The organism is Xenorhabdus budapestensis, assembly GCF_002632465.1.
Classification (GTDB): domain Bacteria; phylum Pseudomonadota; class Gammaproteobacteria; order Enterobacterales; family Enterobacteriaceae; genus Xenorhabdus; species Xenorhabdus budapestensis.
The window spans coordinates 58,679-85,093 of sequence record NZ_NIBS01000017.1; the positions used below are offsets into that span (position 1 = coordinate 58,679).

At 42.8% G+C, this 26,415-nt stretch carries 20 protein-coding genes; 13 read left to right on the plus strand and 7 right to left on the minus strand.

Features of this window, described 5'->3' with window-relative positions:
• The first annotated feature begins 869 nt into the window (after window positions 1-869).
• From Xbud_RS19855 to Xbud_RS14225, 3 genes are all read left to right on the plus strand, one after another.
• A complete protein-coding gene (locus Xbud_RS19855) occupies window positions 870-1,022 on the plus strand; it encodes a hypothetical protein (RefSeq protein ID WP_169923075.1) in 153 nt (50 codons plus the stop codon).
• The gene (locus tag Xbud_RS14220) at window positions 1,019-1,888 is read left to right on the plus strand and encodes an integrase domain-containing protein (protein ID WP_099136669.1); all 870 of its coding nucleotides are present in this window, start codon (window positions 1,019-1,021) and stop codon (window positions 1,886-1,888) included. The genes Xbud_RS19855 and Xbud_RS14220 overlap by 4 nt, the downstream gene beginning before the upstream one ends.
• A 258-nt stretch (window positions 1,889-2,146) precedes the next feature.
• Window positions 2,147-2,416, plus strand: coding sequence for a helix-turn-helix domain-containing protein (locus tag Xbud_RS14225; protein ID WP_074025167.1), 270 nt, complete (start codon window positions 2,147-2,149; stop codon window positions 2,414-2,416).
• Window positions 2,417-2,661: 245 nt separating this feature from the next.
• On the opposite strand, the gene vgrG is transcribed toward Xbud_RS14225, so the two are convergent.
• Window positions 2,662-3,468, minus strand: a complete 807-nt coding sequence (gene vgrG / locus Xbud_RS14230) for a type VI secretion system tip protein VgrG (RefSeq protein ID WP_422645751.1) — start codon at window positions 3,466-3,468, stop codon at window positions 2,662-2,664.
• Between the two features lie 690 nt (window positions 3,469-4,158).
• Window positions 4,159-4,976 (minus strand): IS5 family transposase gene (locus tag Xbud_RS14235; RefSeq protein ID WP_099136670.1). Its coding sequence is split into 2 segments (ribosomal slippage): window positions 4,159-4,616 and window positions 4,616-4,976, totalling 819 coding nucleotides; the frame shifts between segments, so codons are not numbered across the junction.
• Between the two features lie 142 nt (window positions 4,977-5,118).
• Here Xbud_RS14235 and Xbud_RS14240 point away from each other — a divergent pair.
• Both Xbud_RS14240 and Xbud_RS19860 read left to right on the plus strand, forming a co-directional pair.
• On the plus strand, window positions 5,119-6,291 hold the full coding sequence (locus tag Xbud_RS14240; RefSeq protein WP_244589971.1) for an IS701 family transposase: 1,173 nt from the start codon (window positions 5,119-5,121) through the stop codon (window positions 6,289-6,291).
• The gene (locus Xbud_RS19860) at window positions 6,275-6,442 is read left to right on the plus strand and encodes a hypothetical protein (RefSeq protein WP_169923076.1); all 168 of its coding nucleotides are present in this window, start codon (window positions 6,275-6,277) and stop codon (window positions 6,440-6,442) included. Before Xbud_RS14240 ends, Xbud_RS19860 begins: the two co-directional genes overlap by 17 nt.
• A 69-nt stretch (window positions 6,443-6,511) precedes the next feature.
• On the opposite strand, the gene Xbud_RS14245 is transcribed toward Xbud_RS19860, so the two are convergent.
• Window positions 6,512-7,729 (minus strand): tyrosine-type recombinase/integrase, encoded by a 1,218-nt coding sequence (locus tag Xbud_RS14245; protein WP_099136671.1) that lies wholly within the window; start codon window positions 7,727-7,729, stop codon window positions 6,512-6,514.
• 367 nt (window positions 7,730-8,096) lie between these two features.
• Here Xbud_RS14245 and Xbud_RS14255 point away from each other — a divergent pair, with 367 nt between their 5' ends.
• The 6 genes from Xbud_RS14255 (at window position 8,097) to Xbud_RS14280 (ending at window position 17,779) form a co-directional block, all read left to right on the plus strand.
• Window positions 8,097-9,311 (plus strand): tyrosine-type recombinase/integrase, encoded by a 1,215-nt coding sequence (locus tag Xbud_RS14255; protein WP_099136672.1) that lies wholly within the window; start codon window positions 8,097-8,099, stop codon window positions 9,309-9,311.
• 216 nt (window positions 9,312-9,527) lie between these two features.
• The gene (locus Xbud_RS14260) at window positions 9,528-9,734 is read left to right on the plus strand and encodes a helix-turn-helix transcriptional regulator (RefSeq protein ID WP_099136673.1); all 207 of its coding nucleotides are present in this window, start codon (window positions 9,528-9,530) and stop codon (window positions 9,732-9,734) included.
• Window positions 9,735-9,842: 108 nt separating this feature from the next.
• Window positions 9,843-12,281, plus strand: a complete 2,439-nt coding sequence (locus tag Xbud_RS14265; protein ID WP_099136688.1) for a DUF5906 domain-containing protein — start codon at window positions 9,843-9,845, stop codon at window positions 12,279-12,281.
• A 583-nt stretch (window positions 12,282-12,864) separates the two neighbouring features.
• Window positions 12,865-13,290: a DcrB-related protein gene (locus tag Xbud_RS14270; RefSeq protein WP_099136674.1), complete on the plus strand. Its 426-nt coding sequence runs from the start codon at window positions 12,865-12,867 to the stop codon at window positions 13,288-13,290.
• 12 nt (window positions 13,291-13,302) lie between these two features.
• Window positions 13,303-17,457 carry an RHS repeat-associated core domain-containing protein gene (locus tag Xbud_RS14275; protein ID WP_244589972.1) on the plus strand — a complete coding sequence of 1,385 codons (4,155 nt, stop codon included), beginning with the start codon at window positions 13,303-13,305 and terminating at the stop codon, window positions 17,455-17,457.
• Window position 17,458: 1 nt separating this feature from the next.
• The gene (locus tag Xbud_RS14280) at window positions 17,459-17,779 is read left to right on the plus strand and encodes a hypothetical protein (RefSeq protein WP_187650742.1); all 321 of its coding nucleotides are present in this window, start codon (window positions 17,459-17,461) and stop codon (window positions 17,777-17,779) included.
• Window positions 17,780-18,367: 588 nt separating this feature from the next.
• Here the strand turns inward: Xbud_RS14280 and Xbud_RS14290 are convergent.
• Window positions 18,368-20,143 (minus strand): ATP-binding protein, encoded by a 1,776-nt coding sequence (locus Xbud_RS14290; protein ID WP_099136677.1) that lies wholly within the window; start codon window positions 20,141-20,143, stop codon window positions 18,368-18,370.
• The gene (locus Xbud_RS14295; RefSeq protein ID WP_099136678.1) at window positions 20,140-21,318 is read right to left on the minus strand and encodes an SIR2 family protein; all 1,179 of its coding nucleotides are present in this window, start codon (window positions 21,316-21,318) and stop codon (window positions 20,140-20,142) included. The genes Xbud_RS14290 and Xbud_RS14295 overlap by 4 nt, the downstream gene beginning before the upstream one ends.
• A 1,077-nt stretch (window positions 21,319-22,395) precedes the next feature.
• Here Xbud_RS14295 and Xbud_RS14300 point away from each other — a divergent pair.
• A complete protein-coding gene (locus tag Xbud_RS14300; protein WP_099136679.1) occupies window positions 22,396-23,265 on the plus strand; it encodes an integrase domain-containing protein in 870 nt (289 codons plus the stop codon).
• A gap of 259 nt (window positions 23,266-23,524) precedes the next feature.
• Window positions 23,525-23,800, plus strand: a complete 276-nt coding sequence (locus Xbud_RS14305; RefSeq protein ID WP_047685060.1) for a helix-turn-helix domain-containing protein — start codon at window positions 23,525-23,527, stop codon at window positions 23,798-23,800.
• Between the two features lie 102 nt (window positions 23,801-23,902).
• Here the strand turns inward: Xbud_RS14305 and Xbud_RS14310 are convergent, their stop codons facing one another.
• Both Xbud_RS14310 and Xbud_RS14315 read right to left on the minus strand, forming a co-directional pair.
• Window positions 23,903-25,504: an SIR2 family protein gene (locus tag Xbud_RS14310; RefSeq protein ID WP_099136680.1), complete on the minus strand. Its 1,602-nt coding sequence runs from the start codon at window positions 25,502-25,504 to the stop codon at window positions 23,903-23,905.
• A gap of 482 nt (window positions 25,505-25,986) precedes the next feature.
• Window positions 25,987-26,415: IS3 family transposase (locus Xbud_RS14315; RefSeq protein ID WP_145956641.1), on the minus strand; the 429-nt coding region annotated here is incomplete at its 5' end.

The window sequence follows — 26,415 nt, forward strand, 5'->3', positions numbered from 1 at the left end:
TTATTAGGCTGGTCAGTTATTAATAATACTGGCTGGCCTTGTTTATACTAATTTAATAAAATTATTAAATCATCATTAACATGGTTTTAATAATGATTTCGTTAGATAAATCATATGATGAAATATATTATAACAATATGGTTAGTTTTCACTTTAATAGTATTTTCCCGTTATAATAAATGATTTTTATCAAATAGCAATATCTATTATTGCCACAATTATAAAAATCAGGTAGTCTAAATCAACTTAAACGCTTTTTAGCGACAGTAAAACTCCCGTAGCCTGAAAGGGAGAGCAAAATTGCGGTACATCTGCCCACCTTTGGAAGCAGATATTGCCAAGACATCTAAACCCTCGTCTGGCAATGAAGGTCTCTTAAACTAAAAATACGCCCAAAAGGTGTTTTATCTTGTCACTGAAGTGTGTTGAACGTGGGTTCGTACACTGGCGTTTCAAATCAACATAAATCCTATTTCTCTTCAATGAACAACAGGATAGCTTTTGCGTATCTGTTCATACTTTTATCTATCCCTGTTTGAATTATTCAACAGACAATTTTTCTACAGCTAATCCATCAACATGACTACCGTTTGACATTTAACCTTACGGCGTTTTGCTGTGCCTGATGGCACTTCAACGTTCGCACGATTTTTGTTGATTGTTTACAGAACTCAAGGCGTCACTTTTTGCGGATTTATCGCTGAAAGTGACGCCGCAGCCAAAGGACTATTCAACCCAGACAGGCTCACGCCTGCTTCACCCCACAGTGAATCTGACACTGCATTTTTAGATTGAAAAGGAGAACTTGACGATATCGAGGCTGGCTTTTTTGCCGGTGGGGATGACCTGCTTATGCAGGCGGCAGTACCGTGTACTCAACCGATACCCCGCAATACCTCAACCTGCGTTCACTCTGGCGCACAGATATCGATCAAGGGCAAGGCAGTTATTTTCTGTTTTGCCAGAATGGTCGCGCGCCAGAGATCGCATGTTGTCAAACATCCGCAAGGGGAAGCCAATGAGTCGATTGATTAAAGAATTAAAGTTTTTTGCCCGTAAGAGTGGTGGCAGCCATAAGACCTGCCATGATCGTATTCGGGTTGCGGGACGTTTGGGCGCGTTGTTACTGAGCCTGAATATTCAGGTCAAAAGCCTCAAAAATTTGAAAGCTAAGCATGTGGAGCATTACGTTGATGCCCGTTTATCTCAGGGGATCGCCAAACGAACGGTGCAAAATGAAATGTCCGCACTACGTAATATCTTCCGCATGGCAGGCCGGGAAAAACTGGGAACCTCGCCACGTTTGAGCAGTCTGGCATTGGGAACAAGCGGCACCAGCCGCGCCGGAACAAAACAGGCGATCCCTGATGCCGCGTTTCAGGTTATTTATCAAAAAGCGCTTGAACGTGATGCTGGATTTGCCGTCACACTGAAACTCGCCCGATTGCTGGGGTTACGTTCTCAGGAAGCAGTACAATGCAGTGCTTCACTGAAAAGCTGGCGTAAGCAATTAGAGCAACCTGAGCCGAAACTTCAGGTTGTTTTCGGTACAAAATGTGGCCGACCAAGACAAACTCGTGTATTGGATGTTGCAGCGGTAAAAGAGGCTGTAGAACAGGCCATTATTATTGCTGAACAACGTAACGGCAGATTGATTGATAAACCAGACCTCAAACAAGCCATGAACTACTGGCGAGCACACACCACAAGGATTGGTTTAACCGGCTGTCACTCTCCTCATAGTTTGCGCTATGCGTGGGTGCGGGATGCTCTGGAGTTTTACCAACAGAATGGTTTTAGCCGTCAGGAAGCAAGAGCATTGGTATCAATGGATTTAGGGCATGGTGATGGGCGCGGGCGTTATGTTGAGCGAGTTTATGGCCGTTAAACTTAGATGTTCAGTTATTGTCTTAGGTAAAACAATAAGTTAAAGTATTCCCGCCATTAGCCAAATCTAATGGTCAAGGTTTAGCAGCCTTGAGCTAAGAACACTGGTAGGATCTTTTCTACCAGTGCGCCTGTTATCACCCTTTCAATGGTGGTTCGGGCGGGGGAGACTCACGTCTCGCCGGAATCTTAGCCCGGTCTGCTAACCCTGCCTTGAATCACCACCATCAATATTAATTAATGGAAAGGGGTAACAGGAATGAATAGCAACAATATTCAAAATGATTGGCACCAAGCTGATATTATCGCTGCATTACGTAAACGTGGTACAACCTTAGCGGCTCTCTCTCGTGACGCGGGACTTAGTTCATCAACATTGGCAAATGCACTCAGCAGACAATGGCCTAAAGGCGAATGGATAATCGCTGACTATCTCGAAATACATCCTTCAGAGATCTGGCCGAGCCGCTATTTTGATCAGCGTGGTCAGCTTGTTGAGCGCAAGGTTCGCAGTAAACCACAGGAATAACCCACTATAATTTGTGATCGATGTCGTAAAAATGAATATTTTTTATCTCAAGCCCTGAGCGTAAAATGGCAGCAAAATCTGACCATTTTTAACCCTCAAGGCTTTTTTGCTTTAAGGTGATTAAAAATCACACAATTAATGATATAAATAAGAAAAATCAGTCATATATGAAAAAAAATAAACAAAAAAATCTTGGGGCATTAAAAGGGGCATAAAATGGTGTCAAGATAATATATATTTTATATTCAATTGATTATATTGATTTCCGATTTCTGATACTGCACGCAGAATTCGCGCGCCGGGTGAGGATGGCGCAGGCTGAAGATCACATCTCGGATGTTGTGTTCTTTCAGGAGAGTGGTGAGGATGGTGGCGATATCCTGCTGCTGGAAAATGCGCGAGTTCTGTCTCAGGGTCGTGCGCCACAGGTCAGGGCGGATAGTCATTTGGTAGGTAGTCTGGTGCAACCCGGTATTACCCTGCTCAAAGCGGGAAACGATCCCTGTGATGCTGCGTTGTTCGATACCGTTTTGCAGAATGGTCAGCGTGGCGGTGCGATCCAGTACTGCCGGAAAATCGATAGCCGGGTCGGCGCTCGCCAATCCCACACTCAGGCTGAACGGCTGGGAAAAACTTTCGTTCAGCGTGAAATCGGTCACGACAAACGTCTGCGGCGGTAAGCCGCCTGCGGTCAGGGTAAATTGCAGGCCACTCGGGTCACGCCCGCCCATCAGCATCTGGGCGGCTTTTTCCAGCGCTTTGGTGGCCGCATTCTGCCCCCCGGCTGCGCGTTCTGCCAGCCCCTTTCCACCGGTAAAACCGCCACCCGGGATTAAGCCCGCTGTGCTTGTAATGCCGCTGCCTGAACGGCCGCCTATTCCGCCGGCAAAACCGCCGCCCGGAATTAAGCCTGCCGTTCCTGCAATGCTGCCACCTGAAATGCTGCCGCCTAATTTGCCTGCAACCTGTTTCGCTTTCTGAACAGCCTCTTGCCCCTGCTGAACAAGGGCTTGTCCTTTCTTCAATTTATCGATGTTCTTCTTTATTGACATGGTGTGTCTCCCTGAGATGATGGAACGTTATGTAATAGGCATCCCACCTGATAACAACGCAGGCCATAACATTCGGGTACAAGATTTAAATCTAATTCACATTGTTTCCGACAAATTTGTTAATTAAGGACGCAATATGTTGTTTTTCGATAATTTGAAGGGACTCTGTTGTCCGAATATATCGGCTGATCCGTGATAAGTAAAATGAAGGCAATAATAAATAACGAAGGAGTAAAGTCCAAATTAAATAAAGTGAAATAAAAAATGGCATCCGACAATAACAGCGTAAAAAATTAAAATGATTGCTGTTGAAAAATAATATTCTTAGATAGCGTATGTGATTAGTGTATCGAACTACTTAATGTTTATCCATAAAAGGTGTTTTTTCGTAACGTCATGAAATAAAAATAAAAAATAGGTAACGAATTTGACAAAATCATGATCATTTTCATTTTATGAACTCGATCACAAGAAATTTTTTTAGAAGTGAGGTTTTTAATTTCTGTCTTTTTTGTTTAATGAAATAATCATAACAATAAATGATATATTTGTATATAATATATAAATGAAAGATATTAATTCAAATGAAAGTAAATATTGCGATGAGATAAATCCTAAATGAAAACAGACAAATTAATATTTGGCATATTTGGCATATTTGGCATATTTAGCAATATGAGGATTAAGAGCCTATCCCAATAGGATTATATTCCAGACAATTAAACTACAAGCCAAATGAAGCATGGCTTCATAATTTTCAACACGTTTTTCCCAACGGACCAGAATACGACGAAAACGATTAAGCCAACTGTGTGTCCTTTCAACAACCCAACGGTTCACTTTAAAATCATCTTGTTCGGCCAGCGCATCTTGTTCTTCTTTTCTTGATTGTATGCAGGGGACGTATCCACGGGTTTTTAATTCTTTTTCCAGCCATTCCGCCTCATAAGCTTTATCCAGATGGAGTGGGGTGCCATAACCCCGGCGTCCTGTCTGTAAACCGTCCAGGGTGGCTATAACAAGTCTGATATCATGAATATTAGCGGGCGCAACGGCAATCGCTAATGGCAAGCCCTGTCCATCCGTGAGCAAACTTCGCTTTACGCCTTGTTTTCCCCGGTCTGTTGGGTTGCGGCCTGTTTTTTTGAGCCGGCCAGGGGCGCTTTAGTCAAACAGCCATCCAGTGCCAATTTGCCCCAGTCGATAGCCCCTATTTTTTCACTGGCGAGTAAGCCATTTTGCCAGAGTCGCTCAAAGACGCCTGCCGCCCCCCATTCCTGAAAACGGCGGTGGGCACTGCTTGAAGAACAAGTCCCTGTGGCATTGAGGGCATTCCACTGGCATCCGGTTCGTAACACAAAAAAGATAGCATTCATAGCGGCCCGATTATTGACACGGCGACGATGGCAGCCCAAAGGGTGATGGGTTTTATGCGGAGGGAGTAAGGGTTCAATTTTCTGCCAGAGTTCATCAGAAATGAACCATTGGGCTATTGATTTCTTATTCATGAAAAAATCCCCTAAATGTAAAAAAACAGGCTGACTATAATATCAAATACCTCCTATTGGGATACACTCTAATACTACAGCCGTAGCTCATCATGTATCATGATAACGCTTCTTTTCTTCTCCGCATAAGGGGAGGTGTCAAATGCTGCACACACCGGCTCACTCCTGGGAACAGGCGCAACTGGCATTACATGCTCGGTTGACTCCCTTGTTTCACCCTGGCGGTTCACGCCAACACGGCCTTGATTATCTTCGGGGCTTACTCAGTGACGTTGAACGTAAAAATAGCTGGCAACTGGCTGAATGGTTAGGCGAAACGTCACCCGATAATCTGCAGTATTTATTGGAGCGTGCCCGCTGGGATGTCGACGTTGCCCGCGATATTCTGCGTGACTATGTGACGGAACATTTAGGCGATGAACACGGTGTACTCATTGTTGATGAGACCGGCTTTATCAAAAAAGGCAACCATTCTGTCGGCGTACAACGCCAATATAGCGGCACCGCTGGCCGAGTGGAAAACAGTCAGATCGGCGTATTCCTGTGTTACGCCGGCAACGGTGGCCATGCCTTGATTGACCGGGCCTTATACCTGCCCAAACAGTGGACGGAGGATCGTCCACGTTGTGCAGCCGCCGGCATTCCTGATTCGGTGAGCTTTGCCACCAAACCCCAGCTCGCCCGGCAAATGCTGGAACGGGCATTCAATGCCGATATCCCCTGTCGCTGGGTCACCGCCGATGCGGTCTATGGGCATGATCGCCGTCTGCGATGCTGGCTGGAGGCCCGGCATCAACCGTTTGTATTAGCTATCCCTAAAAATGAACCGCTCTGGTGGCAAAAACCTCAATATGTCAGAGCCGATGTGATTGCCGCCAGCCTGACCCCCGACGATTGGGAAAAACAGTCAGCGGGGTTAGGGACGAAGGGAGAACGGTGGTATGACTGGGCGCAGGTTCCTCTCTGGCGCTTACAGCTCAGTGAAGAGGAACGGTGTTATGGACATTATCTGCTGATCCGGCGTAGCCGGGATGAGAAGCAAGAACGGACTTATTATGTCGTCTATGCCCACGAAGACCAGGCAGATCTCAAGACACTGGTTCAGGTAGCAGGGTACCGCTGGGAAATTGAAAGCGGTTTTGAGGAAACGAAAGGGGAATGCGGTCTGGATCACTACGAAGTACGGCGGTGGCAGAGCTGGTATCGACATATCACTTTGTCATTATTGGCCCATGCGGTACTGGCTGTTTTGCGAATGCAGGAGAAAAAAAACACCGGAGGGGCTGATAGCCCTGAGTGTGTCGGAACTGCGTAAGTTATTGTCAAAACTGATGGAAAAGACAGGGGGAACCGTAGAACAAATTTTATATTGGTCAAACTGGCGGCGGCGACATCAATACCGGGCACAGCAATATCATTACCGCCACCGAGGGGCACATCTGATCACGGAGCAGTTACGGCTGTAGTACTAAGTCAATCCAAACAACTCAGCTTTGTTAGACAACTGCCCGGATTTCAAAGGGCAGCTTTCTGCCCTATAGTGAGAGTAATTTACTTTCCCATTGCGCTATAATTTCCCGTTTTTCTTTCAGATAGTCGTAGCGATCGTAGTGTTTGGTTGAGACACCGGGTTTTTTATGGTTCTGCAACCTATCTCTCATCTCAGAACTGATCCCCATCTCTCCTGCAAGCGTCTTAAAGGTTCGTCTGATATCCCTTGGTGTAAATTTTTCAAAATCATAGCGAGCACAAAATTTTCGGATCTGCTTGGCATATTCAGCAGTGAGTAAATGACCTTCTTTAGTGTCTCCGGGAAACAAGAACTCTGAGTCTGGATATTGTTTGGCTTGGCATTCTAATATTTCAGTTGCAGATTTACACAATGGAATTACGTGGTAATCACCGTTTTTTGAAATATGAGGTGGTACAGTCAACGTATTATTTTTTTTATCCCAGCTATCTCTTGTATTGGTCATTATTTCCCAAGGACGCTGACCACCAGTGAAAATACAGAGCAATATTAACCGGCCATAATCAGGATGGATTGGGAATGCCGTCGACGAAATACGAAACAGTTTTAGAATCTCTTTCATTTCATCCCAAGATAAAAATCTATCCAACGCCTTATCTGCTCCCTCTTGGCGTGGAACGATGGTCACGGGGTTTCGGTCAAGACCATAAATAACTTTCTCGTTCAGTTTGGCAGGATCATTGTCAGCGAATAGACCGAAGTTAAATACTGCATGAAGATTTGCACGAACCTTATTTGAGCCAGCAACAGCACCGCGTGAGATAAATTCAGCTAATACCCTTTTAATGTGGTCTGGGGTAATATCTTTTGCTGGAGTACTTCTATCAATGTACTGGCTATCTAATACCTGATTTAGCCTGTACTGGGTTTTATCATAAGATCTCTTGCCACGGCGTTTCTGGTCGGCAATATAGTCGCTGAATAGCTGTTCAATTGTGGCGTGATTTATGATGGCTTTTTCTGGAGCTGAAACATTGGCGGCGGCATCTCGTGATTTGGATAATGCCTCTGCCAAAGAAAGAGCAGGGAAATCACCTAGGTTTATGAACTTTTCTTTTCCATTCTTAAAATAACGATAGACAAAGACCTTTCTCCCCGATGGGTATGTTTTAACTCCTAACCTCCCAGTTCCTCGTGTTGCTGCTGCTTGCCATGTATAATAAGCTGAGTTTTTGGGTTTCAACCCTCGGATTTTACTGTCAGTCAATAAGGTACTAGCCATTAGATATATCCCTCATAACAGGTCAAGTAGCGGGTCAAGTTATGATGAAATGATATGCAACTACATGAAACTGTTCAAGCTATAAAATCCGTTTTAAATCAAAATGATGAAACCAAGTGAAATCGAAAGAAATAGAGTGAAATCAAAGGTTTTTGCCCTTCTAAGCCGTAGGTCACAGGTTCGAATCCTGTAGGGCGTACCATCCATTCATATCGTAACGTCTTCCGAAGTCTACAAAATCCCAATAAATACGCAGTGTTGGCCTTTTTCCGTTCTCCTATAGTCTAGTAAGGTATGTTGAAATCTACGATCTTATAGGGGTATATTTAGGGGTACGTTCAGGTTCAATGAAGTGAGATACCCCCGTATGAAGTTAACAGCCCGACAGGTGGACACTGCAAAGCCGAAAGAAAAACCCTATAAACTTGCCGATGGCGGCGGACTCTATCTATTGGTAAACCCGAATGGCTCTCGCTATTGGCGGTTAAAGTACCGGATCGCAGGCAAAGAAAAATTACTCGCATTAGGGGTATATCCTGAAATCTCCCTTGCCGAAGCACGAACCAAGAGAAATGATGCGCGGCGGACGCTATCAGATGGTAATGATCCGATAGAAGAAAAGAGAGCAGAAAAGGCCGCCAAAGTCTTTGCGGTCAGCAATAGTTTTGAATCCATCGCTATTGAGTGGCACGAATATAAACGCCCAAACTGGTCACAAGGGTATGCCGAAGACATTCTCGAATATCTGAAAAAAGACATCTTCCCGTATATTGGTAAACGTGCTGTTACCGAGATCAAACCTGCTGAAATGCTGGCTGTGCTCCGAAAAATGGAGCAACGCGGTGTTTTGGATAAACTGAAGAAAACCAGACAGGCCTGTCGGCAAATCTTCACCTATGCGGTTATTACCGGACGAGCAGAGTTCAACCCCGTTACCGATCTTGCCAGTGCACTCAAAGCGCCCAAGCAAAAACACTTCCCACACCTTTTAGCCGACCAACTGCATGATTTTCTTATCGCCCTGAGTGGTTATAGTGGAAGTCCGGTTACTCAATCAGCAACACGTATGCTGATGCTGACCGGAGTACGCACCATTGAGCTGAGAGAATCGGAATGGATTGAATTCGATTTCGATAACGATCTCTGGCAAATCCCTGCCGAACGAATGAAAATGCGCCGCCCTCATATTGTCCCACTGTCAAATCAGGTTAAAAGCATTCTTATTAAACTGCATGAGATTACAGGACGCGGGAAATACGTTTTCCCCGGTCGTAATGATGCGGGTAAACCGATGAGCGAGGCCGCTATCAATCAGGTTATTAAACGTATTGGTTATGATGGTAAGGCAACAGGTCACGGTTTCCGTCATACCATGAGTACAATTCTGCATGAACAAGGCTATAACACGGCTTGGATTGAAACTCAGCTTGCTCATGTTGACAAGAACAGCATCCGTGGTACTTACAACCACGCTCAATATCTGGATGGTCGCCGGGAAATGCTGCAATGGTATGCGGATCATATGGAGATGCTGGAACGAGGCGAAAATGTGCTGATTGGAAAATTTGGCAAAAGAGCGTAAAGATGTGGTTATTTTTCATGCTGTTGTGCTCGTGGCACACGCGCCTGTTTTTCATACAACATACAAATAAAAAGTCGAGTTTCCTATAAAAAATAAATTCAACAAATCGGAAAAACAATTAACGCTGTTCATTTAGTCTTGCTTTTTAAATAATCCGCCTGTCATCAAACAACGTCCACGATGAGCGCTCAAGGACTCGGTAACAGGAGAAAAAATATGACAATGACAGTGTCGAAGGAAAACCTTATTCGTTTGCCGGAAGTTCAACGCAGAACGGGTTATAGCAAAGCGTGGATCTATAAACTGATTAGTGCTGGAGAGTTTCCTAAACAGGTCAAACTTGGTTCTCGCTCAATCGCCTTTATTGAATCAGAAATTGATAACTGGATTGCCCAGCGGATCGCTGTATCACGAGCGGCATAACAGCTAAAAGAACATGGCATAAGAAACGTAATATAAAAAAACAACGCCCCAGTGTGGTGGAACACATCTGAGGCGTCTGACCAACGACCGTTATACGGAGTAACGATGATGGATGATATACAGCATACCCAAACTCACCCTAAATTTACATCTTCAGATATCACAGGCAACCAAAAACCGCTTGACTTGATCCAGACCGTGAAAAAATCCGCTATGTATCATTGGGAAAACCTATTGCCTGCCTGTGGCATCGATATCCCTGCAAAGGGAAAACATGGTGCTTGTCCTGTCTGCGGTGGTACTGACCGCTTTCACTTTATTGATGATCACCATCATGGCAACTGGCATTGCCGCCAATGTGATTATCCAAACTATGGTGATGGACTGGATTTAATGGCAAGAACCAAAGGAATTTCCATCACTGAGGCAGCAAAAATCATTGCAGGCGTACTGGCATTGCCTTTGCCAGAACCCAAGCCCGCCAGAGAAATCATTCAAACTACGCAGTCAATTGCCGAAAAAGTGGCATCACTAATGGCACAAACTGTCGCTGATCAATCGCCCTATCTGGCTGCAAAAGGGCTGGATTTTCCTAATCAGCGGCTATTGCTCAATAATTCGACTTTGTTGGCACTGACAACACTGGATAAAAAAGTAACAGGTGCGCAGATTATCACACCCAATGGAGAGAAAAAATTACTGTCTGGCAGCCAGAAAAAAGGTGCATTTATTTCTGTCTCAGAACTGGAAGATCATCCCGATACAGTGCTCATTACCGAAGGTTACGCCACAGCGCTCACAGCTAACTTGCTCTATAAAGGTACTGTTCTGGCAGCATTGGATGCAGGTAATTTGTATTCTGTCGCTAAAGCGATTCGGGAACGTTGGTCAGACACAAAAATTATTTTGGCAGCAGATAATGACTGGCATCATCCCGACGAACTGGATAAGCACGGCAAACTCAAAGTAAATATCGGCAAGATTTCAGCAGAAAAAGCAGCTCTTGCGGTTAAGGGTTGGGTCACGTTACCACCGACAGAGTATACAGCCGACTGGGACGATTACCGCCAACAACATGATGTGGAAAGGGCAAAGCTGGCCTTTTCTCAGGGGCTTTATCAACCCGTACCAACAAAGAAAAAAGCAACCACTCAGCCCAATGATACCGAATCTTCCAAGCTGACATTATGCCAAATGGGAGCCAGCCAGCGCGGAGAAGTATTACTGGCACGTTATGACGGGGATTTAGCACTGGATGGGTCTTCGGAAACCGTTCATCACTATGACGGCATTGTCTGGCGTCCGGTTAGTGACCGCGATTTAAAACGGGAAATGGTGGCTGCTTTCATGGAAGAGAAACTGCCGTATTCACCGCATGGTATCAGTTCTGCCGTAGATGCCCTGAAATTGCAGCTTCCCATGATGCAGCTACCAGAACGTCACTTAATTGGGTTCAGCAACGGCGTGTTTGACCTGAAAGCCTGCCAGTTCCGACCTCATCGTAAAAGTGACTGGTTACTGCTTGCCAATGATGTTGCGTTTAATCCCCCTGTTTCGGGGGAGACTCTGAAAAATCATGCACCGCAGTTCTGGCGCTGGCTTAACCGGGCAACAGCCAACTGTGAGAACAAGTTTGATCGGGTACTGGCAGCGCTGTTTATGGTGCTGGCGAACCGTTACGACTGGCAGTTGTTTCTGGAAATCACCGGTGCCGGAGGCAGTGGCAAAAGCATCTTTGCTGAAATCTGTTCAATGCTGGCAGGCAAAGGCAACACTGTTTCTGCGAGTATGGCCGCGCTGGAAAACCCGCGGGAACGGGCGCTGATTGTGGGATATTCGTTGATTATCCTGCCAGATCAAACTCGCTATGTGGGAGATGGCTCCGGCATCAAAGCCATTACAGGCGGGGATGAAGTCGCTATCGACCCGAAGCATAAACAACCTTATTCAACCCGCATTCCTGCGGTGGTCTTGGCGGTAAACAATAATGCTATGAGTTTCAGTGATCGCAGTGGTGGCGTATCACGGCGTCGGGTAATCTTCAATTTTTCCGAAGTTGTGCCGGAAAATGAACGTGATCCACTTCTACGGGATAAAATCGCAGCAGAATTGCCTGTGATTATCCGGCATCTGTTGTATCGGTTCACTGATCCACAGGCTGCAAGGCGTTTACTGGCTGAGCAACAGAAGTCAGAAGAAGCACTGGATATCAAACGTGGCACAGATCCACTGGTCGATTTTTGCGGCTACCTGATTGCATCCGATGAAGCTGACGGCCTGTTAATCGGTAATGCAGAGATTGTGCCGTTCAATCCCTGCAAGTACCTTTATCATGCCTACCTTGCCTATATGAAAGGTAATAACCTGAATAAACCTGTTTCCGTGACCCGTTTTGGTATGGATATGCCGGGCGCACTGGCGGAGTACAGTCAGCATTACCTGCGTAAGAAAAGCAAATACGGCATTCGTAGCAATCTGAGCCTGAATATCGACACGGCTATTGAGTGGATGCCAAAACTGGCAAGGGATAACCTGCCAGAAGAATAATTTTTTTCTTTATTGATGATAATTTTCAAAGAAATATAAAAAGTGTTCACACCTGTTCACTTTATAATTTAAGTCATATATATCAATATATTATAGGATGAATAGTTATTTTTAAACTGTTCACAAGTCTTCATCACTATTCACCTTTTCCTGATTTGAAGGTGAACGGCTGGTGAAGAGTGGTGATGAGTCTGATTTCAAGTTATCACCATTTAACAATATGAATTTAAATGAAAATATTCAAAGATGAACAGGGTGAACAGTTTTATCCCTAATTCTTTAGGAGATGGGGGTAAGTGAAAAGTTTTTTCTGGCAGGTGTTTTTTCAGCTCTCTGGGTTATCGGGGTAATGCATTAGCCCGGTAACCCGGAGAAGACAAGCGCAGCGCGTCAGGATGATTTTAATCTGTTGTATTACGTGGAATTAAAATTATGTAATTAACTGATTTTATTTTAGAAGAGAAGTTAATCACAATTTTCCTTATAGACTCTTATTCGCTCTGGAATGCGTAAGTGGTGACGTTATATTCTGCTTCATTAATGTGCTAATAACATGTACCTATCATTAATGAGGCAAGGAAATATGGAAACACGCTCGCGTTGTCAGTTTACTGAAGGCAGCATCACCCTACCGGAAGGCTATCAGGAACAAACTGTCAATATTATCATCGCACCAAATGTTCCCGCATTGAATATTAGCCGCGACCAGTTAAATGAAGGGGAAGATTTAGCCGATTATATCATCCGCCAGAAAACGTTGTTGAAAAACGGTCTGCGAGACTGGCAGTTCCTCGAAGAACAACCCACCATATTAGGTGACAATTTGCTACAAGGCCATCTGTTGCTTTCCCGTTATCGCCCCAAGAAAGGGCAACAGGTTTATCAGTGTCAGGCGGTATTTCTGCGGGATGAGAAAAAGGTGCTGATTTTTACCCTGTCATCCCAGCAGGCATTTACGGAATCACAGCGGCAGTGGCTGGATGACTGCCTGAAAAGTTTTCAGTTCTAGGGAGAGAATATTATGCCAGAAGCGGCAAGGCTTGGGGATACGATAGGTCATTCCAGTGCAATGGCCGGGTTAGTTGCAGGTACGATTATTGGTTCATTGATTTCAGCCGCAGGCGGGATTGCCGCAGGTTTTCTTTTTGTGGCTGGAGTAGCCGCCTCCTGTGTCGGGGTTGGTGTTTTGTTGATCGGCCTTTCCATTGCGGTGGGAATGGCAGCAGATTCGTTAGGGAATATGGCACGCGATGCCTGTGTTTCGGCAGGTGCTTCGTCACGAAGTCCCAGCGGAACCATTACCAGTGGTTCCACGAATGTTCTTATCAATAATAAACCAGCTGCAATCGCAAAACGAAGTATGGTGGTTTGTAACAAAGAGATCGGTCCCCGCCAGATGGCACAAGGCTCTGATTCCGTCTTCATTAATGGATTACCTGCCTCACGTGTAGGAGATAAAACGACCTGTGATGCGGCCGTAATGACGGGTTCTTCAAATGTTATTATTGGTGGAGGAACAAAAACAGAAGCAAAAATTACTCCAGAAATTCCCCAATTGGCTTATAACATCTCAGACGCAACTATGTTTTTGGCTGGATTTACCAGTTTCGGTGGAGCAGCATATAAGGCATTAGGTGCATTGCCAAAGCTGTTCAGTAAAATCCCGAATGCAGCCAAAATTAGTAAGACTCTTTGCCGATTAAGTAATTTAGCGGTTGGTGCTTCACTTGTAGGTATCATGTCAAGACCAGTTGAAGTGATTGCCGGTCAGAAATTCCTTAATGACGACGATGAATTGGATTTTGTTTTTGAAGCTGAATTCCCGTTGTACTGGCAGCGTAGCTATTTGAGCAGTTATCAGTATGACAGTGTGCTGGGGCAGGGCTGGAATCTGTTCTGGGAAAGTCGATTAACTCGCGTGGAAGAAGGTATTCTCTGGCGTAATTTATCCGGGGATATTATCCCGTTCCCGGATGTACCGGAAGGCCATCGCTGTTTCTGCCCTGATGCACAAAGCTGGCTGATACACACCGAAGGCGGAGAATGGGAAATCCATGATTCAGGTGAGTTGGTTTATTACTATATCGCCTTTGATAATGATGGTATCAGCCGGTTAAGCCATATCCGTGATAATGTCGGCAATGAACAGCGGTTCCATTACAACGACCAGCATCAGATGATTAATATCACGGGGTGCGGTGGAATGAATCTGCACTGTGATTATGCAGTCATAGAAATCGATGGCAAAACGGTTTCCCGATTAAGCAGGGTCTGGCGGGAGCTGTATAACGGTCAGCGCATTCGCCTTTGTCACTATCATTATGATGACAATGCCCGTCTTGTTGGCATCAATCACCGCAGTGACCATTTCCAACGTCAATTCGGCTGGACAGATCACGGCATCATGGCGTGGCATGTGGACAAACGTGGCCTGCGCTGTGATTATGAATGGGAACTGACCGAAGATGGGCTATGGCGCGTTATCAGCCAGAAAACCAATGAAGGTGCAAGTTACCGACTGGATTATGATGATAAAAATCTGATCCGCACCGCACACTGGTATGATGGTTCCCACTCCATCTGGGTACTCAACGAAGAACATCAGATTATTCACTGTGTTGATCGTAATGGTACTGAGCACCATATATTATGGGATGAGTTCGGTCTGCCAAACGGATACAAAGATGCTGAAGGTCATACCCGGCAGGGAGAATGGGATAAATTCGGCCGTCTCCTGAGTCTGACCGATGGCAACGGTGACAAAACGCAGTGGCAATATCAAAATGACACTGACAGATTGACTTTTATTTTCTGGCCGAATGGTGCAGAAATGTCGCTGGATTATGATGAATTCGGTCGCCTAATCAGTGAAACCTCGCCACTTAAGCACACCATTCGTTTTCATTACAGCCCAAATACCCTACGGCCTTATCAACGCATTGATGCCAAAGGCGGAGAAAGCCGTTTTATGTGGAATGGTCAGGGGCAGTTGATCCGTCATACCGACTGTTCAGGCCAGAGCAGCGACTGGCAGTACGACAATGAAAATCGGCTGAGCCGCTTTACCAATTCCCTGATGGAAGCTGTCCGCTATAGCTATAACGATGATGGTCAGTTGGTGCTTGTCACCTATCCCGATGGCTCAACAGAGCAGATGGACTGGGATAGTGCCGATCAACTTATTCATCACCAGCGTAATGATAATGTCTCTCGTGCTTGGGAATACAACACATTAGGACAAATCGTCTGTACAACAGACCGCCTGCAACGGCAGGTTCGTTACCAATACAGTCCCGAAGGACATCTGGTGCAGATTGAGAATGCTAATGGTGGCCGTTATCTGTTGAATCGTGATGCTGAAGGGCGCCTGATTGAAGAAATCCGCCCTGACGATACATTGATCCAGTATGAATACAATGTTGCTGGTTTGTTGAGTACTGAAAAACGGATGGGAGATCGAGTATTTCGGCAACCCGTGCGCCCGGCTTATCTGCATTACGATGCGGCGGGTAATCTTATCAAAAGGGAAACTGATACCGACAGCTACCAGTATCAGTGGGATAATATGGGGCGTTTGTTGGAAGCGAATCGTGTTCCTAATGCCTCCGGGAAACAGTTAGGATTGCTTCCGAATACGATTAGCTTTGAATATGATGTGCTGGGGCGCGTGATTAGGGAGCAGAACGGCGAGGACGTGATCCAGTTCAGTTATGATGAAATGGATAATCTGACTGAATTGACTCTTCCACAGGGTGATACTTTGCGTTGGCTCTACTATGGTTCCGGTCATCTCAGCGCTATTCGCCATAATCAACAGATGATTACGGAGTTTGAGCGTGACAACCTGCATCGTGAAACCAGCCGGACACAAGGTAAATTATTCCAGTTTCGTGAATATGACCCATTAGGGCGTCGCATCAGCCAATACAGTGTCAGGGATAAATCAGCATCCATCGAACAGGGCAAACCGTGGCGGGCATGGCATTATGACAGGCAGGATGATCTGTGTCTGATGGAAGATCATTACCGTGGTTGGGTGGAATACCTGTATGACTCTGAAAGCCGACTGAAAAAAGTGACTAGCGTAGACAGCTTTGAAGAAATGCTGTGGTACGACCGTGCAGATAACCTGCTTGAACGTCCACAATCTATTATGGAAAAAGAGGCGGAAGAGAATAAACACCTGACACCACAGGGCGACAGGTTGACACACTGGAACCAGTGGCGTTATGAGCATGATGCGCATGGCAATGTGATTTCTCGTGGAACAAGCACCAATAACAAGCAAACCTATCGTTATGATGGTGATAATCGCCTGATTATCGCCGAAGGTAACGGTATGAAGGCCAACTATCATTACGATGCGCTGGGTCGGCGTATTCGCAAGGTAGTCACAACATGGCCGACAGGCACACCTCAGCAGGAACAAACGGATTTTGTCTGGCATGGACTGAAATTATTGCAGGAACGCAACGCCAATACAGGTAAAACCCAGACCTATTGTTACGAATCCCATGACAGTTACACCCCGTTAGCCTGTATTGTTGCCAAAGGCTCTATGCATGATTATTTCTGGTATCACGCGGATATCAATGGCGCGCCACTGGAAGTCACGGACGAAGACGGGAAAATTGCGTGGTCAGGAAAATATGATGCGTTTGGTGCGGTCAACAGCACCACAATGGCGTATTTTACCGATACGGAACGTTCACCGAAAAACTTTGACCAAAACCTACGTTATGCAGGGCAATATTTTGACAAAGAAACGGGGCTGCACTTTAATACCTATCGGTATTATGCGCCGGAGATTGGGCGGTTTTTGACGCCTGATCCAATAGGGTTGAACGGCGGAATCAATCTTTATCAGTATGCGCCGAATCCGATTACTTGGATTGATCCTTGGGGTCTCAGTAGTTTTATGGAGACCGTCGGTGGTTCAATCACAACTACAGGGAAAAAATTCCAAGGTGCTGAAATATATAAATTTAAGGATAAAGTGAAGGTAGGTGATGTTACCTTTAAGAAAGGCGATTATTTTTATATAGATAATCTTCATAAAGACCACTATGAAACGTTCTCATCAAATGATAAATCCAAAGGCGTGTTTAACCTAGATGGTTCTTATAATGAGAAAAAGTCAGAGAAGGCAAAGAAAAGAAAAGGACCTGGGTGCTAATATGGGCAAAAATGTTAAAAGTTACCTTATGAAAAATAAGGATGACCTCATAAGTGGAACATTCTGTTATAAGCTGTTCGAAGAAAGTATCTTTGATTCAGGATTGTTAATTGAACTGATTGATATGTCTAATAACTTTCTTAGAGAACATGATGATCACGAAGTTATCCAACTATTAGAATGGATTATTGGGTGTGTTGACCAATGTTTTCTATCTCACAGTGATCACAATGATTATTACAAGATAAAAAACTATTCAATAGATATAGAAAGTAGCTGGCAAGAAGTTTGGAAAAAAGAATTAATGGACCTCTTGGAATAAAATAAATTTGTAATAAAAAGCCGGAAGAGCCCCATAATCTTCCGGCTTTCTTTGTATATAGAAAACCCCTAGCTGGGGGATACTAATTCATTCTTACCGTGGTGAATATCTATGCCACGTCAGCAGTACGGGTAAAAACGTTTTTTAATAAGCTGATAGTAAAAGAAAAAATCTCTTTAAAAAGTATGACTGTGCCGGAATCGTTCCTAAGGTCCGATAGGGCTAAATGGCGGGTTGAACTTGTATCGGTAGACGATGATATGAACCTCCAGCACAGATGGGAACAATTTCTGACATATTCGGGTATGGTATCCCTAACCCTTTTGGTTACCACAACAAGTGAAAACTTAAAACATGGAATTACAAGAAATTATCAAGCAGACCAAACTCCTCAAGCCTAAAAACCAAAAAAAGATGAATGAGAACTTTCTTCATCTCATTGATCAAATTGAGAGTTCGTTAATATTAGAAGGACCTTACCGCTCCGATCTAGTTGTAAGGCCAACCGTCTTTTATGTATCGTAGGATAGTGTCAGGTCAAATCGCAGCTAATATATCTAAAACACCTCAAATATGCTCTTTCATTCTCTAATTCCAAAGAGATTCAATATCAATATCGTCACTGTCTGGCCTACTACCGTCAGGCATCTCATTGAATTGAACAACCATTGGGACATCGAATGATGTTCCTATAATTATCGAACAACCCTTTGAAAGGTTGGGAATCATTTGTCGTGAGAGTTCATCAAGTGAGCTAATAGTGTTCTCTAGCAACTTGAGGTCACGCTCATTGACTAAGCGATGAATAAAAAAATTGTGTAGCTGAGACATAATCGTAGGTGAGATATCTGCTGGCCTCTGGCTTGACAAAGTTAAGAAGAAACCAAATTTACGACCTTCTTTGATAATTTCCTCAAATAGCTCCAAACGATAATCCTTCCAACTTTCACTCTCACGACTCGATTGGGTCGACAGTATGTTATGAGCTTCATCAATTATCATGTGGAATGTTTGCTCTGGTGGACTCTGATTCATAACCTTCTGCTTGTGTTCACCATAATAAAACTTAGCAAGCAAAAGTGGCATAACCTTCTTAATTTCTTGGTTAGTCCTTCGAAGTGATACCACTGACAGTAACATGTTTGCTGGTTGTTCTTCTCCAACGTCAAACACACGATCTAGTGCTGTCAATGACGCTTCCACTCTCTTTAGTAGAGGTTGGATATGGTCGAACTGAACATAACCGCTAACGAGGTCAGAAAGAAGTTGAGTGTTGATTCTCAATTTTAACTCACTGAATGGCGATAACTCTCTAATGTTGATGCCGTCTACGTGTGCTTTGCAATGGATATTGTATGTAGAGTCATTATCACCACCATTAAAATACTCTAGTGTGTCTGGGAAATACAATTTAGGTTGTAGACCACCATACCAGCCCATTTCCCTAACTTTTTGCTCTAGGTCTTGGGAGCCAACAAGCTTTGCAATCTCTTCAATAAGAGCTACAAACTCTTTCTTTTGTGCGGTACTTGTGAGAGCACGCTTGATAGTTGACTGGACGTAATTCTGCAAGCTATCTGGATTGTCTTTGAACCTGTTTCGACCAGAAACTATCCGCTTTAAGAACGGCTTCTGAGTGTTCTCAGTTGCTTTGAACAAGATGCCGAATAATTCTTCATCCCAGAACACATCGCTAGTGAGTGGAAATTTATCGCCATCATCATTGCGAGTATCTAGTTGGTATACCTTCTTATGCTTGTCTTTCGGTATTAGCTGGTTATTTGTGTACTCTCCATTAAAGTCGATAACAACAAAGTGACTCTTGTTTATGAGCTTTTCCAGCTTATTGCGAAATAGCGTTGTGTATATGTTAGTCAGTGTATTAGATTTGCCACTACCAGTATTGCCGAAAATTCCTATATGAGTGTTGAATAGCTTTATCCAAGGTAGCGATATAGGTATTTCTTCAGTAAGCGTTTCACCGACAACGAAGTTGTCGTCAGGCTTTCCAAAGATAGATTTAACCTGAGTGTTACTCATTAAATACGCGATATCACGGATCATTGGCAGGTGTTTTATGCCTTCATGGAATTCATTGAACTGGAAATGCCCAATTGGTACTAACTCAACTTTACGGATATAGCAGCCGCTCTCTTCGTCTTTCAGTCGTTCATCTAGGTATTCGCCTTGAACTCTAGCAACGATATCCTTGAACCCACGGCGAATTAAAATGAACTCCTGGATCGATACACCGTTGAATTTTTCGCCGTTATAGAACAACGTCTCGTTGTTGGACTCTTCGTATAATTCTACAGTGATATTAGTGCCTTTAACTGAAATTACTTCACCAATTGCTATACTCATTTGACACCACCAACTACAGCTTCAGGCATAGGTTTGTTTAGTTTATTTACCGTGAAGTATTCATCATTGAAAAGTTTAAAATCTAATTTGCTATCTTCGGAGTAAATCAACTTAACATTTGGGTACTCTTTGAATATTTCCGACATCCTGTCTTTCGTTGACTCGTCATAGCACATTACGTACATAGTCAATGACGGATTAGACAATGCTCGCTGTACAAGACTGAGAATGTGCTCGTCGGCAAAAGAGAAGCCGAAAGCAATTAAGTCTGAATGAGGGCGTTCAAGCTCATAACTTAGGTGACGAAGAATCTGATAGTAAGCCTCTTCAAAGACGGTTTCATGAAACTTCCACTTTGTAGGGTTCACGATAGGCATCTTGTTATAGTCTTGCCAAAATTGCTTAGAACGAAGTTTCGTAAAATCTGTATGAGCTTCAAATACACTCAGGTCATTGAGCGATTTATTTGTATCATAAAGAATCACCTTGCAAGCATCTAGAATATTATTTTCGTCTTGATTGAAGTCTATGTTGTAGCAGCTAGTACCGTAATTAAGTTCAATATCACCATCTTTGTTGCCTTTCATCCAATGTACTGAGCCGTGAGCATGCAGAAGGTTTACTTGAGGAAGAAACTGTTCGTGACGGTCAAACACGCCTTTATTTACGATACGGTTATTGAAATTTCTTGTGTGGAAAGTACGCGCTTGAAAACCAGTGCTACCATCATTAACTTCGAACTGAGATGTTCTTTCTGCCATCAACTCTTCGCTAGCGATTTCAAAGCAATTATCGTAGTTAGTTGTGAAAATGTTTGCTTTTTTGGCTGACGGTTTTTGCTTGTTTAAGACGTGAATCAAAGTGGTCATGAACCGTTTATATTCTTGAATGACGCTTTCTTTACGTTGCGGTCTAGGAGAAGTCGGAATACCTCTAGCTGGAACTGAAGGTAAACCAGACTTAATACATTCTCGGTAGTACAACATGAACAGCAGTGTTGTCATTCCTTCGTTGCTTTCATATTTTTTTGCAAGTGTCTCGAACGTGCACTTACTACCATCTAGCCCCTTTATCTCTAGTGCTAACGTCGGTAGAAAACCATGTGAAGCACCAGCACCGACAAGAAAGTTCAGATTATGATCGTAGATTTGATGTAAGTTAAATTCAGCAGTCATTTAAATCTATTTCCAAGAATAAGTCATGTCGATAGAAAGACTGAATAGCCACCTAATCAGAAAACACAGGTTGGCTACACAGATACAAAACTTAACACATATTGATTCATTAGCTAAATTTGGTCAAAGAGAAAAGCTAAAGCGTATAATATCTTGAGGGATAAAATGAGGCTGATAAAACTAGTCTTATTATGAAGTTATATGTTACGGATTAAATTCCAATTCACCCGTAACATAAGCTGTTGATCTTACTCACCACAGCCGCTAATATTCCACTTACACTAATGATCCATCGCCTGTCAGGATCGCCTTCGGGTGGCGAAAGAAAACTCCTGTAGCCTGAAAGGGAGAGCAAGAATTGCGGTACATCTGCCCACCTTTGGAAGCAGATATTGCCAAGACATCTAAACCCTCGTCTGGCAATGAAGGTCTCTTAAACTAATAGATAGCCCAAAAGGATATCTTTATCTGGTTACCTAAGTGTATTGAGCGTGGATTCATACACTGGCGTTTCAAATCAACATAAATCCTATTTCTCTTCAATGAACAACAGGATAGCTTTTGCGTATCTGTTCATACTTTTATCTATCCCTGTTTGAATTATTCAACAGACAATTTTTCTACAGCTAATCCATCAACATGACTACCGTTTGACACTGAACTTTGCGGCATTTCGCTGTGCCTGCGGGCATTTCAACGTCTACACAATTTTTTCTGACTGTTCACAGAACGCAAGGCGTCACTTTTTGCGGATTTACCGCTGAAAGTGACGCCGCAACTAAAGGGCAACACAACTCTGACAGGCTCACGCCTGCTTCACCACACAGTGAATCTGACACTGCATTTTTAGATTGAAAAGGAGAACTTGACGATATCGAGGCTGGCTTTTTTGCCGGTGGGGATGACCTGCACACGCAGGCGGCAGTACCGTGTACTCAACCGATACCCCGCAATACCTCAACCTGCGTTCACTCTGGCGCACAGATATTCGTCAAGGGCAAAACCGGTGTTTTCTGTTTTGCCGTACTGACGCGCGCCAGAGATCGCATATCGTTGGGTATCGATAGGGAAAATGAGATGAGTCGATTGATTAAAGAATTAAAGTTTTTTGCCCGACAAGGTGGTGGTAGTCATAAAACCTGTCATGATCGCATTCGGATTGCTGGGCGTTTGGGTGCTTTGTTATTGAGCCTGAATATTCAGATTAAAAGCCTCAATAATCTGAAAACCAAACATGTAGAGCATTACGTTGATGCCCGTTTATCTCAGGGGGTCACCAAGCGCACAGTACAAAATGAAATGTCCGCACTGCGTAATATCTTCCGCATGGCAGGCCGGGAAAAATTGGAAACTTCGCCCCGTTTAAGTAATCAAGCATTGGGATTAAGCGGAACCAGCCGCGCTGGGACAAAACAAGCGATCTCTGATGCCATGTTTCAGATGGTTTATCAGAAGGCGCTTGAACGTGATGCCGGATTTGCCGTCACATTGAAACTTACTCGTTTGATGGGCTTACGTTCTCAGGAAGCGGTGCAGTGTAGTGCTTCGTTGAAAAGCTGGCGGAAACAATTAGAGCAGCCAGAACCAAAACTGCATGTTGTCTTCGGTACAAAAGGCGGCCGACCAAGACAAACCTGTGTACTGAATGTTACAGCGGTAAAAGAAGCTGTAGAACAGGCAATTGCCATTGCAGAGCAACGTGACGGCAGGTTGATTGATAAGCCGGATCTCAGGCAGGCCATGAACTACTGGCGAGCACACACCACAAAAATTGGTTTAACCGGTTGCCATTCTCCCCACAGCCTGCGCTATGCGTGGGCGCAGGATGCTCTGGTGTTTTACCAACAAAATGGTTTTAGTCGTCAGGAAGCTCGAGCATTGGTTTCAATGGATTTAGGTCATGGTGATGGTCGCGGGCGGTATGTAGAACGAGTTTATAGCCGTTAAACTTAGTCGTTCAGTTATTGAGTAAGCTAAAACAATCAGTTAAAGTATTCTCGCCATTGGCACAATCCAATGGTCAAGGCGTCGCGGCCTTGAATGATCAACCCACTGGTAGGAAATTTCTACCAGTGTGCCTGTTATCGCCTTTTCAATGGTGGTTCAGGCAGGGAAGGCATAGCCTTGCCGGAATGGTTGATCTCCGGTCCGCGAACCCTGTCTGAATCACCACCATCAATATTAATTAATGGAAGGGGTAACAGGAATGAATGACAATATTAGAAATGATTGGCATCAAGCCGATATAATTGCTGCGCTACGTAAGCGTGGTACAACCTTAGCGGCTGTTTCCCGTGAAGCGGGACTTAGTTCATCGACATTAGCAAATGCATTCAGTCGACCGTGGCCTAAAGGCGAATGGATAATTGCGAATTATCTTGGTATACATCCTTCGGAAATCTGGCCTAGTCGGTACTTTGATATGTACGGCCAATTTATTGAACGTAAGGTTCGTAAAGTTTCAAAACTAGAAGATGTATAATTTAAAGAAGCATGTCGTAGTGGGGTAATTTATCACCCCACAGATTCTTTAGCTTTTCAAATATCCAAATTACGGTTATTTTTTATTCTGATAAAATTTAAATTAAGTTAAATCACCGTTAACTAGTAAATCAAACGCTAAAAATAGCTTCCGCAATTGTGATTTCAAAGAACTAACTTCAGTTTCCTTAAATAAGGGAAATGCTTCTTCTTGAATGTATTTTCTTAATTCAATTATATCTATTTGCATTATATTTTTGATTATTATTGATATTTCTTTGTGTTTTGTTATTTCCTCTTTTTTAATATGTTTGATGGAGTTGAATTTTTTCTCTGAATAAAATTTATCTAATTCAACGCTTTTAATTACAGAATCTATTTTTCCATGCTCTTTTATTCTTGCTTCTACTTTATCTATTTCACTTTTTGATAAACCAATGTTATGAAAATCACATTTCTGTATCAATTTAGAAAAAGGGATTCTTTTATTTGAAGTTAGACTAGTGATAAAATCAATGGCCGCATTATTTGGTATTCCATTTTTTTCAAAAATATAATCTTCCAAATATTGAATTTCTTTTACCCTAATGTAAACAAATTGCTTGTCTCCTAAGGCGACAACTAAATTCTTACTAAGGTTAGGGTTTTTATCTAACTCGTCCAAAGTGGAAGGTGTAACCAGTACACTACCTAAGTTTCCCTTTTCTCCTTCATCTAAAATAAGTTTTTTTATTGCCTTTTGATATCTAAGAACGTCATATGGAGGTAATCCTTCATCTATTTTACTTATTTCATCATATATTTTTTTATAATTGTCTGTCTCTATAGATGTATATGTTATTTGTGATTTGTCATCTGTTCTATGTGTTTTAAAGGTATTCATTTCATCCTCTTTGAATTCAATAAAAATAATTCTTTCGGCAGACTTTCTTTTATCTTCTTTTGGTAATTGTGAGGAAAAGTCAGCCAGTAATTTTTTTACATTTCTATCGGTTAGTGAATATCCAATAAAAATTATTGAACTTTTTATCATGCTTGATAAGATTTTGGCACTGATTAGGATTGATGATTCATTATCATATTTTTCGTAATCTGAACTATTAATTACTATTGATTTAGGTGTTCTTATATCTCCGTGTATCTTATATAATTCACTCCATCCAATAGTATCATCAAAAAAACCTTCATTACCAATATACATTTTAGGTTCAACGTTTTGTTCAGATAAGAGTGTTTCAATAAATGAATCGTAATTTGTTGTTATAATCATCTTTGCATTTTTTAAGAATTTTTTAAATGATTCAAATTCTTCTTTATCAAGATCTAACTTTAATTTATTTTGACTAAATCGCTGGCATAAGGAATATTTAAATGGTGATATTCCCTCATCAAAAACTCTTTTTGGTGTTAATCCTTCTAATGATATCTTACCGGATTTAAATAATTTATTATATTCTCTTTCAATATTAGTGGCTGCATCAGCATAAACCTTATGGTCTAGATCTAAACCATTATTTTCCTCTATGTATTTTTCTTTTATTTCTGATAAGTAATTATAAAAATTGATATTATTGTTATCAATTTTATTCCAATATTCTTCCAATAAGTCTTGCCATGTTGGAGAGTTTTCCAAATATCTTTTAGACATCCCAGAACCAATAAATACTATTGGATAGTTTTTGAAATTAAAAATAGTGTCATACATTTTAACTCCTTATTATTAAATTATTATCATTTAGATGTATTGCATATAGTAAATCACTTTTTCTAATGATTTTATCATTGTTTGCGTAGTTTATGAGATATGTAAATAATTTGTGAGTTGTGGGACATCATTTAAACTCACCTTAATAGTAGTATATCCACATGAAGTATTGAGAAATGTATAGGCTCTTTTTGAAATTATTATTGCATTTTTAGCAATATTTATTTTATTGATGATATTTTTGCAATAAACGGTTGGTTCTCAATAGGCCAGCCAAGCAAAAATTAGGCAAAGAGAGGTAAAATAATATGGGGGTATGACAGGGGGTATGATAGAAAATTGAACTAACTAAAATCATTTAAAAACAACAAAATAATGAATTTTATCGAATCCTGTAGGGGCTACAAAATCCCAGTAAATACGCGGTGTTGGCCTTTTTCTGTTCACCTATAGTCTAGTAAGGTATGTTGAAATCTACGATCTTATAGGGGTATATTTAGGGGTATGTTCAGGTTCAATGAAGTGAGGGGCGTCTTCAAATAGGTGATATCTCCTGCCCAAACTTCATTCGGCGCCAACGGATTAAAGTTCCGGTTAAGTAGATGACAGGCTGTTGATATCGCTTTACCTTTGCGCGGAGCCCGGTAGCGCTGCCGCTGTCTGACGGATAATCCGAGCTGATTCATGAGCTTTCGGGTCCGATAGTCACTGATGGTAAAGCCTTCTTTGCGTAATTTTTTCGCCAACATCCGATAGCCTAAACTTTCCCGGCTTTCTTTAAAGAGCGTCGTCGCTTTTCGGTATAATGCTTGTTGCTCATCAGAAAGTAACCGAACGGGTTTTGCCTGCCAGGCATAAAACGTGGAACGACTGACTTTCATCACGCGACATAACTGGCAAATGGGAAATGG